This window comes from Microbacterium sp. 22303 (assembly GCF_052045265.1).
Classification (GTDB): Bacteria; Actinomycetota; Actinomycetes; order Actinomycetales; family Microbacteriaceae; genus Microbacterium.
Genome location: NZ_JBQEOQ010000001.1, coordinates 1,142,552 through 1,155,657, shown reverse-complemented (window position 1 = coordinate 1,155,657; position 13,106 = coordinate 1,142,552). Strand labels below are relative to the sequence as shown.

Genomic DNA, 13,106 nt, shown 5'->3' with positions numbered 1-13,106 from the left:
GCTCAGCACTACGCTCGTCACATGATCTACGAGCACCTCGGGGCTCGGCCCCGCATCCACGACACGGCCGTCGTCGCTCCGTCCGCCGTGATCTCCGGCGACGTCACGATCGGGGAGAACTGCCAGGTGCTGCACGGCGCCGTCATCACCGCGGAGGGCGGTCCGATCACGCTCGGCGAGCACGTCATCGTGATGGAGAACGCGCTCATCCGCGCCACGGCCGCCAACCCGGTGCACATCGGCGATCACGTGCTGGTGGGGCCGATGGCGAGCATCTCGGGGGCGACCATCGCCGAAGAGGTGTTCCTCGCCACCGGGACCCGGATCTTCAACGGCGCGGTGATCGGCGAGCGCAGCGAGGTGCGCATCAACGCGGTGGTGCACCTGCGCACGACCCTGCCGCCGGAGACCGTGGTGCCGATCGGCTGGGTGGCGGTCGGGGATCCGGTGCGCATCCTCTCGCCCGAGCAGCATGAGCAGATCTGGGAGGCCCAGCACGAGCTCGACTTCCCCGGCTACGTGTTCGGCGTGGACCGCTCGACGCCCGACCTCATGGTCCAGTTGACCGAGCGCTACGCCCGCTCACTCGCGCGGCACGCCGACGACCACGCGCTCTGAGATACCACTCCACGCTTCCCGCGCTTCCAAACGAAGGGACCGCTGTGCCCGAACAGCCGACCGGGGGTCTCGTGCGCCCCGATGTCACCACCTCTGACGCCGTCGCGATCGCGAGCGAGCTCTGGGGCATCACCGCCACCGCGTCCGAACTCGGCAGCAACCAGGACCGCAACTTCCTGCTCACCGAGGCGGACGGCACCCGCAGCGTGCTGCGCGTCGACAACCCGGTCTTCCCCGACAGGGCGCGTGATGCGCAGCATGCCGCACTCGACGCCTACCGTGCGGCAGGCGTCGCGGTGCCCGCCGCGTTGCCGGGCCTCGACGGCGCCCTCACCCAGCGCTGGCGCGGGTTCTCGGTGCGGCGGAGCGCCTTCGCCGAGGGGGAGGCGATGGTCGACGCCGGCTACTTCGCGCCAGAGGTGCTGCGCGAGTTCGGATCCCTCGCCGCCGCGTCCGTGAACGCACTCGCCGAGCTGGTGCATCCGGGCCTCGATCGTCCGCAGATGTGGGACATGCGGGTCGCGGCCGAGGAGGCGCGCCGTCTGCTGCCGTCGATCGAGGAGCCGGACCTGCGAGTTCGCGTCGACGAAGCGATCGCGCGGGCCGAACGCCTTCTCGGAACCGTCGCCGTGGATCTGCCGGTGCAGCCGATCCACGGCGATCTCACCGATGACAACGTGATGGGCCAGCGGGGAGCGGATTCCCGGTTGCACCCGCGCACGGTGCTGGACCTGGGCGACCTGGCGCTCGGATGGCGGGTCGCGGAGCTCGCGGTCTGCGCATCGTCGATGCTGCATCACGAGCCCGAGCGGCCGCTGCGCGTGCTCGAGACCATCGCGGCCTTCCACGCCGAGGCGCCCCTCAGCGAGTCCGAGGCGCGCGCGGTCTGGCCGCTGATCGTGCTGCGCGCGGCCCTTCTCGTGGCGAGCGGCTGGCGTCAGCTCGAGATCGACGGCGGCAACGAGTATGCCCGCGAGCGGATCGCGGGGGAGCAGGCGATCTTCGACGCGGCGACAGCGGTGCCGCTCGTCGAGGCGGTCGAGCTCGTTGTCGATAGGCTCGGGTTCCCCGCGGCGGCGATGCTGCCCGAGACCCCGATGCGAGAGAGCTCGGCCGTAGCGCTCGCGTCTCTCCTGCCCGGGCTCGACGGTGACGTCGCGGTCCTCGATCCCGGCGTCGAGTCCGAGGATCTGTCCGGCGGGGCGTGGCTCTCGCCTGATATCGAGCAGGTGCTCGTCCGCGCCGCATTCGACGGCGGGGCGGCGGCGGCGGTGATGCCCTACGGCGTCTACCGGCTCACCCGCACGCGCGTGGACAGCGCGGAGGCGGCGCCGACCTGGCCGATCGGGACAACGATCCATCTGCCCGCGGGCGGGCAGATGCTGCTCGCCGCCCCGGTCTCCGGGCGGATCGAGGGATCCGCGTACGGCACGGTGCGGATCGTCTTCGCCGAGAACTGGGTCTGCGAGATCCGCGGCACGGGATTCGCCCCCGAGCACGGCGCCGAGGTCGAGGCCGGGCAGGGGATCAGCTGGGTCGCGGACAGCACGACGGCTCGGACCGTGGTGGTCTCGATCCTGCGCCGCGACGCCCCGGGGACGGCGCCGGAGCTCGGTGACGCCGCGCTCGTCAGCCCGGAGTCGGTGCCTGCCTGGCGCCGGTTCAGCACCGATCCGGCACCCTGGCTCGGCCTGCCCGCGCTCGCGCAGTGGGACGAGGCGCCGGCGGAACTCGCGCGCCGGGAGCGCACGTTCGCGAGTGCCCAGGAACGGTACTACGAGCGCCCGCCGCAGATCGAGCGCGGCTGGCGGCACCACCTCGTCGACACCACCGGGCGCGCCTACATCGACATGGTCAACAACGTCACGGGGCTCGGACACGGCCACCCCGGCGTCGCCGACGCTGTGAACCGGCAGATCCGGATCCTGAACACCAACTCCCGGTTCCTGTATCGCGAACTCGCGGAGTACAGCGAGCGCCTCCTCGCGCTGCTGCCGGTTCAGGCGCGCCGCGGCGGCACCGACCGGGACGCCCTGGACACGGTGCTGCTCGTGAACAGCGGTTCCGAGGCGGTCGATCTCGCGCTGCGACTCGCCCAGGCGGCCACCGGGCGCAAGACCGTGGTGTCGCTGCGGGAGGCCTATCACGGCTGGACCATGGCCAGCGATGCGGTGACCACGAGCGCCTATGACAACCCCGACGCCCTGGCCACGCGCCCGGACTGGGTGCACGTGGCCGATGTGCCCAACCGGTTCCGCGGCACCTACCGCGGCGAGGAGACGGGATCGCGGTACGTCGCCGATCTGGGGGCCGACCTCGACCGTCTCACGGCCGACGGGCGTCCCCCGGCCGGCTTCATCTGCGAATCGGTGCTCGGCAACGCCGGCGGGGTTCTGCTGCCGGACGGCTACCTCGCGGAGGCCTATGCCCGGGTGCGCGCCGCAGGCGGGCTGTGCATCGCCGATGAGGTCCAGGTCGGATTCGGCCGGATGGGATCCTCGTTCTGGGGCTTCGAGCAGTCCGGCGTCGTCCCCGACATCATCACGATCGCGAAGCCGATGGGCAACGGCTTCCCGATCGGCGGGGTGATCACGTCGAAGCGAGTGGCTGACGCGCTGTCCGCCCAGGGGCAGTTCTTCTCATCCGCGGGCGGGAACCCGCTCAGCTGCCGCGTCGGCATCGCGGTGCTCGACGCGATGGCGGTCGAGGGGCTGCAGGAGAACGCGCGCGTCGTGGGCCGGCGCCTGGCGGAGGGGCTCCGCGCGCTCGCCGAGCGCCATCCGCTCATCGGACCGGTGCACGGCGAAGGCCTCTATCTCGGGGTCGAGCTCGTCCGCGACCGCGAGAGCATGGAACCCGCGGCGGCCGAGGCGGCCGCGATCTGCGAGCGGCTCCGGGAGCTGGGCGTCATCGTGCTGACGACCTCCGAGCGGTCGAACGTGCTGAAGATCAAGCCTCCGCTGTGCCTCACGGCGCAGAGCGCCGACCTGGTCGTGGCGGCGCTGGACCGGGTGCTCGCCGAAGGCTGGTGAGCCCGTCCGAGCCCGCGCGACGTGGGGCTCGGACGGACCGGATCAGGCCTGCTGGGTCGGCAGGACGACGACCTGGCGCAGGTTCACGTGCGCGGGGCGAGTCACGACGAAGTCGACCAGGTCGGCGACGTCGTCGGCCGAGATCGCCTCGATCGCGTCGAACATGGCGGCGAGCTCGGCGCCCAGGCGCTCGTTCTCGATGTGCGTGCCCAGTTCCGTGGAGGTGAGGCCCGGTTCGACGTTGGTGACCCGCACGCCGTGCCGGGCCACTTCGGTGCGCTGCATGGCGGACAGAGCGGTGACGGCGGCCTTCGTCGCGGCGTAGACGGCGTAGTCCGGGAACACCACGTGCGCGGCGATCGAGGAGATGTTGACGATGTCGCGCGGCCCGGTTCCGTCCAGAAGGTCGGGCAGCACGGCGCGGGTGACGCGGAGCAGGCCGGTGAGGTTCGTGTCGATCATGCGGTCCCATTCGTCGGCACGACCGTCCGCGAGGGGGTTCGGCAGCATCACGCCGGCGGCATTGACGAGGAGGTCGACGGAGCCGAGTTCGCGGTGGATCTGCGCGATGGCGGCGGCGACCTCGGACTCGGAGATGATGTCGGCGGGAACCACGAGGATCCGCCCTGCCGCGTCGGAGTCGGCGGAGGCTGCGGCGACGGCCGCGAGGCGATCCTCCCGGCGACCGAGGGCGGCGACGGAGGCGCCGAGGGCGGCGAGGTGCGCGGCGACCGCCGCACCCATGCCGCTGCCGGCACCGGTGACGAGGGCGGTGCGTCCGGAAAGGGGGAGAGAGGATTCGGTGTTCATGGGAACCAGCCTGCGCGGGCTGCACCAGGGCGGGAACGTCCCGATGAACCTGGGTCTGACAGGGCCACCCTCGCGCGGTGCGCGGCGGCGATACTGGGACCATGACATCCGAGATCGGGGAGTTCCTCCGTGCGAAGCGGGAGCGCATCGCCCCTGAGGAGCGCGGCCTGCCCGCCGGCGGTCAGCGGCGGGTGCCGGGTCTGCGCCGCGAGGAGGTCGCGCTGCTGTCGGGGATCAGTCCCGACTACTACGTGCGTCTGGAGCAGGGCAGGGCGCGGGCGGCGTCGGACCAGGTGCTCGACGCGATCGCGCGCGTGCTGAGTCTGGACGATGTCGAGCGCGATCATCTCCGAGTGCTTGCGCGACCGGGCACGCAGGCTCAGGCGCCCCGGCCCCTGGCCGCTCCCGGTGCGCGTCCCGGGGTGCGCGCACTGCTCGATGCGATGCCTCAGGTCCCGGCGTTCGTGCTGGGGCCGGCCATGGACGTGCTGGCCACGAACCTGCTCGGCGACGCCCTCATCGCGCTCCCCGACGGTCCGCGGAACATGGCCCGTCACGTGTTCCTGGATCCGACCGCACCGGCGTACTACCCGGAGTGGGAGAAGGTCGCCCGCGAGACGGCGGCTCATCTGCGCCGCATGGCGGGGCTGCTCCCGGACGCCCCGGAGATCGCCGCCCTGATCGGCGAACTCACCATCGGCAGCGACGACTTCGTGCGTGCCTGGGCGCGGCAGGAGGTGGTCGTGAAGACCCACGGCCACAAGCTCGTCGACCACCCGGAGATCGGGCGCCTCTCACTCGACTACGAGACGCTCACCCTTCCCGACGAACCTGCGCTCATGCTCGTGACCTACATGGCCGCCGACGAGAGGACCTCCGACGCGCTGCGGACGCTGGGATCCTGGGCGGCGAGCCGTTCCGCAGCCGGCGGCAGCGCCCAGCGCCCGCAGTTCGCCGATGAACTCGGCCGCGCGGAGTCCGCAGAGCGCTGACCGCGCCGAGACGCGGAGCGCCGACCCGCTCGAAAGCGGGTCGGCGCTTCGACTTCCGGAGCGAGGTTCAGATGACGCCCTGCGCGAGCATCGCGTTCGCGACCCGCTCGAAGCCGACGATGTTGGCACCGGCGACGTAGTCACCCGGCACGCCGTAGCGCTCGGCGGCGTCGAACGCGGCGCGGTGGATGTCGGCCATGATGTCGCGCAGCTTCTGCTCGCTGTCGTCGAAGCCCCAGCGCTGACGGGCCGCGTTCTGGCTCATCTCCAGAGCGGACGTCGCGACGCCGCCGGCATTCGCGGCCTTGCCGGGGGCGAACAGCACGCCCGCGTCCTGGAAGGCCGCGACGGCCTCGGGCGTCGACGGCATGTTGGCACCCTCGGAGACGGCGCGCACGCCGTTCGCGATCAGGGCCGCTGCGCCTGTGCCGTCCAGCTCGTTCTGCGTGGCGGAGGGCACGGCGATGTCCACCGGCACCTCCCACACGGAACCGCCCTCGATGAAGCGGGCCCCGGGGCGGCGCCTGGCGTACTCGACGATGCGTCCGCGCTCGATTTCCTTGATCTGGCGGAGAAGGTCCACGTCGATGCCGGTATCGTCGACGACGTACCCGGAGGAATCGGACGCGGTCACGGCGACGGCCCCCAGCTGCGCGGCCTTCCGGATCGCGTAGATCGCGACATTGCCGGATCCGGAGATGCCGACGCGCCTGCCCTCGAGCGACTCGCCGTGCACGGCCAGCATCTCCTGCGCGAAGAAGACCGCGCCGTAGCCGGTCGCCTCGGTGCGCACCTGCGCTCCGCCCCAGCCGATGCCCTTGCCGGTGAACATGCCGGACTCGTGCCGGTTGGTGATCTTGCGGTACTGGCCGAACAGGTAGCCGATCTCGCGGCCGCCCACGCCGATGTCTCCGGCGGGGACGTCGGTGTGCTCGCCGAGGTGACGGTACAGCTCGTTCATGAAGGACTGGCAGAACCGCATGATCTCGGCATCGCTGCGACCGTGCGGGTCGAAGTTCGAGCCGCCCTTGCCGCCGCCGATGCCCTGACCGGTGAGCGCGTTCTTGAAGATCTGCTCGAAGCCGAGGAATTTGATGATCGAGAGGTTCACCGACGGGTGGAAGCGCAGGCCGCCCTTGTACGGACCCAGCACGGAGGAGTACTGCACGCGGTATCCGCGGTTCACCTGCACCGTGCCGTGGTCGTCGACCCACGGCACCCGGAAGATCACCTGGCGCTCCGGCTCGACGAGACGCTCGAGCACCCCGGCGTCGACGTACTCGGGGTGACGCTCGAGCACAGGTCCGATGGAGTGCAGCACCTCGTGCACGGCCTGGTGGAATTCGGGTTCGTTCGGGTTCAGGGCGAGGACGTCCTCGAACACGGGCTGGGCGAGCGGGGAGAGGGGATGGAAGTCGGTGCGTGCGGGGTCGCTGATGGTGTCGGTCACTCGGGATGCTTTCAGACGGGGATGCGGAGAGGAGCGCGGGTGATCGTGTCGTGCGCAGACAGCCGGATGCGGCAGATTCCTCACTCTAACCCGCTCCGCAACCCAGCCTGGGCGGCGTGAACCCCGCGTGAGAAGCCCGGATCAGCCGGTGTTCTGCAGACCCGCGGCGACTCCGCTGACCGACAGCAGCAGCAGGCGCTGCAGGTCCGGATCCGGTGCGGGGGCCTGCTCGTCGGCGTCGCGGAGGCCACGCAGCGCCCGCAGCTGAAGGAGCGAGAGCGCGTCCACATAGGGGCTGCGCATCGCGACCGCTCGCTGCAGGATCGGCTTGTTCTCCAGCAGGCGCTCGCCGCCGGTGAGGCGGATGACCCAGGAGCGGGTGAGCTCCATCTCCTCCAGCACGAGCGCGGCCAGGTCGTCGCGATCGCCGAGACCGAGGTAGCGGCGGGCGATGCGCGGATCCGTCTTGGCGAGGCTCATCGCGACGTTGTCGACCATCGTGCGCAGCAGCGGCCACTCCTGGTACGCGGTGCGCAGCAGTTCCTCGTCGCCGACGGCCTCGAGAGCCGTGCCCAGGCCGAACCAGCCGGCGAGGTTGATCCGGGCCTGCGTCCAGGCGAACACCCACGGGATCGCCCTGAGGTCCTCGAGGGACTCGACGGACAGGCCGCGGCGGGCCGGGCGGGAGCCGAGCGCGAGAAGTCCGATCTCCTCCATCGGCGTCACCGTGGCGAACCACGGGGCGAAGCCCTCCGCCTTCACGAGCGAGAAGAACCGATCGCGCGAGGCGCGGTCCATGGTGGCCGCGACGTCGGCGAACCGTTCGGCGGCGGCGCTGCCCAGCTGCTCGACGCCGGGGGAGGACGCGAGCAGGGTCGCCGCCGTCACCTGGTCGATGTGGCGCATCGCGATCGCGGGCTCGCCGTACCGCGCGAAGATGACCTCGCCCTGCTCGGTGAGCTTGAATCGGCCGTCCACGGAGTGCGGCGGCTGAGCCAGGATCGCGGAGTTCGCGGGGCCGCCTCCACGGCCGAGGGCGCCGCCGCGACCGTGGAACAGGGTGAGCTCGATGTTCTCGCGCTGCGCCCAGGCGGCGATCTCTGCCTGCGCCTCGTACAGGGCGAGATTCGCGGCCACCGGGCCGACGTCCTTGGAGGAGTCGGAGTACCCGAGCATGACCTCCAGGCGCCGGCCGGTCGCCGCCAGCCGTGCCGCGAAGGCCGGGTGGTCGACGATCTCGGCGAGGATCCCCGGCGCCGCCTGCAGGTCGGCGAAGGTCTCGAACAACGGCACGACGTCGAGCACGGGCCCGTCGCCGGCGCTCGCGTACTGCGCGAGGCGGTGCACGTTCGCGAGGTCCTGAGCCGACTGCGTGAACGAGACGACATAGCGCCCCGCCGCGCGCGGCCCGTAGGTGCGCTGGATCTCGCGGACGGCGCGGAAGACCGCCAGCACCTCCTCGGTCTCGGCGCTGAGGGAGCCGGATCCGACCGCGGCAGCGTCGAGCTCCGCGAGCGCACGCGCGTGCACCTGGGAGTGCTGCCGCACCTCGAGTTCGGCGAGGTGGAAGCCGTACGTCTCCACCTGCCAGATGAGGTGCTGCATCCCGCCGAACGCGTGCCGGCGTGCGCCGGCCGCGTCGAGCGACGACTGCACGGTGCGCAGATCCGCGAGCAGCTGCTCCGGATCCGTGTAGCCGCCCTCGTCCCCGCGGCGGGTGACCGCGACGCGATGCGCGAGCAGCAGCAGGATCCGGCGATGCGGCTCGGAGGGGGAGCGAGTGGCGACCTCGCCCGCGACATCGGGGTGCGTGGCCTGCAGCGCATCCCACAGCGCCGTCGCCGCCGCGGAGGGCGGCGTGCCCTCGGCATCGAGCGTCAGCGTGCGGCCGATCCGCTCGATCGCCCGCTCGAGTCCACGCAGCACGTGGTCGGCCGCGATCGCGGCGGCCTCGCGGGTCACGGCGGCCGTGACGAACGGATTGCCGTCGCGGTCGCCGCCGACCCAGGTGCCGATGCGCACGAAGGCCGGGACGATGGGGGCGGAGGATCCGGACTGCTCGCCGCGCAGCACGTCGTCGATGCGGCGGTACACGTGCGGGACGGTGGTGAACAGCGTCTCGTCGAAGACGCTCATGACCGTGCGCACCTCGTCGGTCGGCGCCGGCTTCTGCGCCCGCAGCGGTGCGGTGCGCCAGAGGGTGTCGACCTCCTCGAGCATGCGCCGGTGTGCGCGGTGCGCCTCGGGGGTGCCCTCGGCTGCGGCGTCATGCGCGCTCAGCAGCTCGGCGAGGCGCCGGATGCTGGAGGACACCGCGCGACGGCGGGCCTCGGTGGGGTGCGCCGTGAACACGGGGTGGAATCGCAGCGCACCCAGCCGGCGGCGGGCCTCGTCCTCGCCGACCTCGCCGCTCAGCTGCGCGAAGGCTCCGGCGACCGTGTCGGTGGAGGTGGGGTCCTCGCCGCGATCGCGGAGCACGCGCACGCGCTGGTGCTCCTCGGCGAGGTTCACGAGGTGGAAGTAGGCGGTGAAGGCCCTGGCGACCTCGTCGGCGCGCTGCACCGAGAACTCCTCGGCGATGCGGGTCGCGCGGTCGAAGGCCTCGGCGGACTCGTCGGTGTACGCCTCGATCGTGGCCTGACGCAGGCGCTCGACGTCGTCGAACAGGTCGTCGCCGCCGGATTCGCGCAGGACCTGGCCGAGCAGCGCGCCGAGCATGCGCACATCGGCGCGCATCGCCTCGGGCAGCTCGCGCCCTGCTTCGAACCGGCCGACGATGCGGATGGCTTCGGTATGGGTTGTGTCGGGGGTCACGATTCGAGCGTAAACCGATGCTGCGCAGGCGACGACCGCGTGACGTCCCGCGGCGACCTCTTGAAGTGGGAAGGGGGGATCGCTGAGGAGGGGCGCGATACGGTGGAGGGGATGAGCCGCACCAGTCGCCTTCTGAGGTCCCCGCAGTTCCCCGCGATCCTGCTGCTGGCGACCGCGGGGCTCGGGCTGCTCCTCGCGAACCTTCCCACGCACGACGCGATCGCCAGAATGCTCGGCGCGCACTTCGGGATCCCCGGCACGGCTCTGGACCTCTCGGTGTCGCACTGGGTGTCGGACGGCGTGCTCGCGATCTTCTTCTTCGTCGTCGCGCTCGAGCTCCAGTACGAGCTCACCCGCGGCGAGCTGAACAGCGTGCGCGTGGCGATCCAGCCTGCGATCGCCGCCGCGGGCGGCATCCTGGTGCCGATCGCCCTGTACCTGTGGATCGCCGGCTCGGATCCGAGCGCGGCCGGCTGGCCGATCCCGACCGCGACCGACATCGCCTTCGCGCTCGGCGTGCTCGCCGTGTTCGGACGCGGTCTGCCCTCGGCGGTGCGCGCCTTCCTGCTCGCGCTCGCGATCCTCGACGACATCGTCGGGATCGTGTTCATCGCCGTGCTGTTCGCGCACGGGCTGAACCTGCTGCTGCTCGGTCTCGGCGTGCTCGCGGTCATTGTGTTCGCCGTGCTGAGCCGTCGCCTGCGCGGGTCCGCCACCCCGGTCGTGGCCGTGCTGATGGCGATCGTCGGCGTGGTCGCCTGGGGGCTGTTCGCCGCCTCCGGCGTGCACGCCACGATCGCGGGCGTCATGGTGGGCCTGGTGATGGCGCCCCGGGCCGCGGATCCGACCCGTCATGCGCTGGAACCCTGGGTCAACGGGCTGGTGCTGCCGCTGTTCGCCTTCGTGGCGGCGTTCGTGGTCATCCCGCAGGTGCCGCTGGAGGAACTCTCCCCGGCGTTCTTCGCGATCCTCGTGGCGCTGCCGGTCGGCAAGCTGATCGGCATCGGCGCGTTCGGCGCCCTCGCGCAGCTGATCCGCCCGCGGGGCGCGCCTCCGGCGATCCGCTTCCCCGACGTGCTCGCGGCCGGAGCGCTGGGCGGCATCGGATTCACGGTCTCGCTGCTGCTGGCGAATCTCGCCTTCGCGGGGGATGCCGCGGTGAAGGACCAGGCGATCCTCGCAGTGCTGCTGGGGTCGGTGATCGCGCTGGTGGTCGCCGCCGTGCTGGTCTCCTGGCGGGCGAAGGTGCACCGTGCGATCGGCGATGCGGAGGACGACGAGCCGGACGAGGACGAGGACGAGGAGGCGTACGGGGATGAGCGCTGATCGGGAGTCCCCTGCCGAGACGGATCCGCTGCGCGCCGCCGCGGGGGTCATGCGGCAGGTGCGGGAGAAGTGCGTCTGGTCGCAGGCCATGACCCATCGCGAACTCGTGCCGTACCTCGTGGAGGAATCGGCCGAACTCATCGACGCCGTCGAACGCGAGGACCGCGCGGAACTCCGCGAAGAGCTCGGCGACCTGCTCTGGCAGGTGCTGTTCCACGCGGCGATCGCGGCGCAGGATCCGGTGGATCCGTTCGACATCGACGACGTCGCGCGCACCCTGACCGAGAAGATGACCCGGCGCCACCCGCACGTGTTCGGCGACGCGATCGCCCGCACGCCGGAGGAGGTGCTGGTGCACTGGAACGCCGCCAAGGCCGCGGAGAAGCACGACCGCCGCAGCGTGCTGGACGGCATCCCACCCGGAATGCCCGCGCTCGCCCGGGCGCAGAAGATCCTGGGCCGCGCCGCGAAGGCGCACGTCGAGGTCTCCGAGGATCCGTCCGCGTCCGGGCACGAGGAGGCCCCGCCGGCGATCGTCGGCCCGACCCCCGCGCCCCCCACGGAGCCCGCTCCGCTCACCGAGGCCGAACTCGGCGAGCAGCTGCTGACTCTCGTCGTGGCGGCTCGCGCCCACGGCTGGGATGCCGAGCGCGCCCTGCGCGAGCGCATCAGGATCCTCGAGGACGAGGTGCGCGCCGCGGAGGGATCAGAGCCGGCCTGACGGACCTGGAAGAATGGATCCGTGGCAACGGTCAATCCTCCGCGCGGGATGCGCGACTTCCTCCCCGCCGACAAGGCGCGTCGTGAGCGTGTGCTCTCCGTCATCCGGGAGCGCTACCGCGCTCATGGGTTCGACGAGATCGAGACGCCCGTCGTGGAGGAGTACGACCGGCTGCACGCCGGGATCGGCGGCGACAACGAGAAGCTGTCCTTCAACATCCTGCGCCGCGGCCTGGACGCCGACGCGGTCAGCGCGGCGGCGGAGGATCCGGCCGCCCTCAGCGACCTGGGCCTGCGCTACGACCTGACGGTTCCGCTCGCGCGCTTCTACGCGACCAACCGCGGTCAGCTGCCCGGAGTGTTCCGCTCGATCCAGATCGGGCCGGTCTGGCGTGCCGAGCGGCCGCAGAAGGGTCGCTATCGCCAGTTCGTGCAGTGCGACATCGACATCATCGGCGACGACTCGGCGCGTGCCGAGGCCGAGCTCATCGTGGCCTCGCTCGACACGATCGACGCCCTCGGGCTCACGGGTGGCATGGTGCGCGTGAACGACCGCCGCGCCCTCGACTGGATGCTCGATGCGTTCGGATTCACCGAGGACGAGCGTCCGGGAGTGCTCATCACGATCGACAAGCTCGACAAGATCGGCACCGACGGCATCGTCGCGGAGCTGCGCGAGCGCGGTGCGACGGTGGCCGCCGTGGACGCGTTCGAGGCGTTCCTGCATCGCCCGCAGACCCTCGAGTACAACCCCTACGGCGAACGGCAGATCCGCAAGGCGCTGCCCGAGGGCGTTCCGGACGACCTCGTCGCGCACCTGGTCGGCCTCGGCGAGGCCGTTGCCGCCGCCCGCCCCGAAGCCTCGGGCATCGATCCGATCCCGCTGCAGTTCGACCCGTTCCTGGTACGCGGCATGGGCTACTACACGGGCACGATCATGGAGCTCGCGCACCCGTCGGTGTCGTACTCGCTGGGCGGTGGCGGCCGCTACGACGGCATGATCGGGCGCTTCCTCGGGCAGCAGGTGCCGGCCGTCGGCTTCTCGATCGGCTTCGAGCGGATCGTGGATCTGTTGGAGTCCGCCGACGACGCGGCGGGGCAGGCCGTGGTGCTCGTGCACGACGCCGACGTACCCGTCGCCGAGCTCGTCGCGCACAAGGCGGCGCTCATCGCGAGCGGCGCCAGAGTACGGCTGGAGCGGCGCACGAAGAATCTCAAGGCCCTCCTGCAGCGCGCCGCGGCCGACGGTTACACGGCCTTCGCGGCCGTGCGCGCGGGCGACGCGTCCGACGCGCTCGAGGTCAAGCCGCTGTCCTGAGGCGCCCGTCGCCTCTGCGTCCACGG

9 protein-coding genes are annotated in these 13,106 nt (G+C 71.6%); 6 read left to right on the top strand and 3 right to left on the bottom strand.

From position 1 onward, the window contains the following. Positions 1-21 precede the first annotated feature (21 nt). The gene (locus ACTJI8_RS05460; RefSeq protein ID WP_440732366.1) at positions 22-618 is read left to right on the top strand and encodes a gamma carbonic anhydrase family protein; all 597 of its coding nucleotides are present in this window, start codon (positions 22-24) and stop codon (positions 616-618) included. A 44-nt stretch (positions 619-662) separates the two neighbouring features. Then, positions 663-3,650, top strand: a complete 2,988-nt coding sequence (locus ACTJI8_RS05455) for an aminotransferase (RefSeq protein ID WP_440732365.1) — start codon at positions 663-665, stop codon at positions 3,648-3,650. Positions 3,651-3,692: 42 nt separating this feature from the next. On the opposite strand, the gene ACTJI8_RS05450 is transcribed toward ACTJI8_RS05455, so the two are convergent. After that, positions 3,693-4,460 (bottom strand): SDR family oxidoreductase, encoded by a 768-nt coding sequence (locus ACTJI8_RS05450; RefSeq protein WP_440732364.1) that lies wholly within the window; start codon positions 4,458-4,460, stop codon positions 3,693-3,695. 101 nt (positions 4,461-4,561) lie between these two features. Between ACTJI8_RS05450 and ACTJI8_RS05445 the strand changes: the two genes are divergently transcribed. Further along, positions 4,562-5,452 carry a helix-turn-helix transcriptional regulator gene (locus tag ACTJI8_RS05445; protein WP_440732363.1) on the top strand — a complete coding sequence of 297 codons (891 nt, stop codon included), beginning with the start codon at positions 4,562-4,564 and terminating at the stop codon, positions 5,450-5,452. Between the two features lie 67 nt (positions 5,453-5,519). Here the strand turns inward: ACTJI8_RS05445 and gdhA are convergent, their stop codons facing one another. Both gdhA and ACTJI8_RS05435 read right to left on the bottom strand, forming a co-directional pair. Then, positions 5,520-6,836, bottom strand: a complete 1,317-nt coding sequence (gdhA, locus tag ACTJI8_RS05440) for an NADP-specific glutamate dehydrogenase (RefSeq protein ID WP_440732456.1) — start codon at positions 6,834-6,836, stop codon at positions 5,520-5,522. A gap of 207 nt (positions 6,837-7,043) precedes the next feature. After that, positions 7,044-9,638, bottom strand: a complete 2,595-nt coding sequence (locus ACTJI8_RS05435; RefSeq protein WP_440732455.1) for a phosphoenolpyruvate carboxylase — start codon at positions 9,636-9,638, stop codon at positions 7,044-7,046. Between the two features lie 189 nt (positions 9,639-9,827). Between ACTJI8_RS05435 and ACTJI8_RS05430 the strand changes: the two genes are divergently transcribed. Genes ACTJI8_RS05430 through ACTJI8_RS05420 form a run of 3 tightly spaced genes read left to right on the top strand, consistent with a single transcriptional unit; the run spans position 9,828 to position 13,080 of the window. Continuing rightward, positions 9,828-11,042 carry a Na+/H+ antiporter NhaA gene (locus ACTJI8_RS05430; RefSeq protein ID WP_440732362.1) on the top strand — a complete coding sequence of 405 codons (1,215 nt, stop codon included), beginning with the start codon at positions 9,828-9,830 and terminating at the stop codon, positions 11,040-11,042. Beyond that, the gene (locus tag ACTJI8_RS05425) at positions 11,032-11,763 is read left to right on the top strand and encodes a MazG family protein (RefSeq protein WP_440732361.1); all 732 of its coding nucleotides are present in this window, start codon (positions 11,032-11,034) and stop codon (positions 11,761-11,763) included. Before ACTJI8_RS05430 ends, ACTJI8_RS05425 begins: the two co-directional genes overlap by 11 nt. Before the next feature lie 48 nt (positions 11,764-11,811). Continuing rightward, positions 11,812-13,080: a histidine--tRNA ligase gene (locus ACTJI8_RS05420; protein WP_440732454.1), complete on the top strand. Its 1,269-nt coding sequence runs from the start codon at positions 11,812-11,814 to the stop codon at positions 13,078-13,080. The last annotated feature ends 26 nt before the right edge of the window (positions 13,081-13,106 follow it).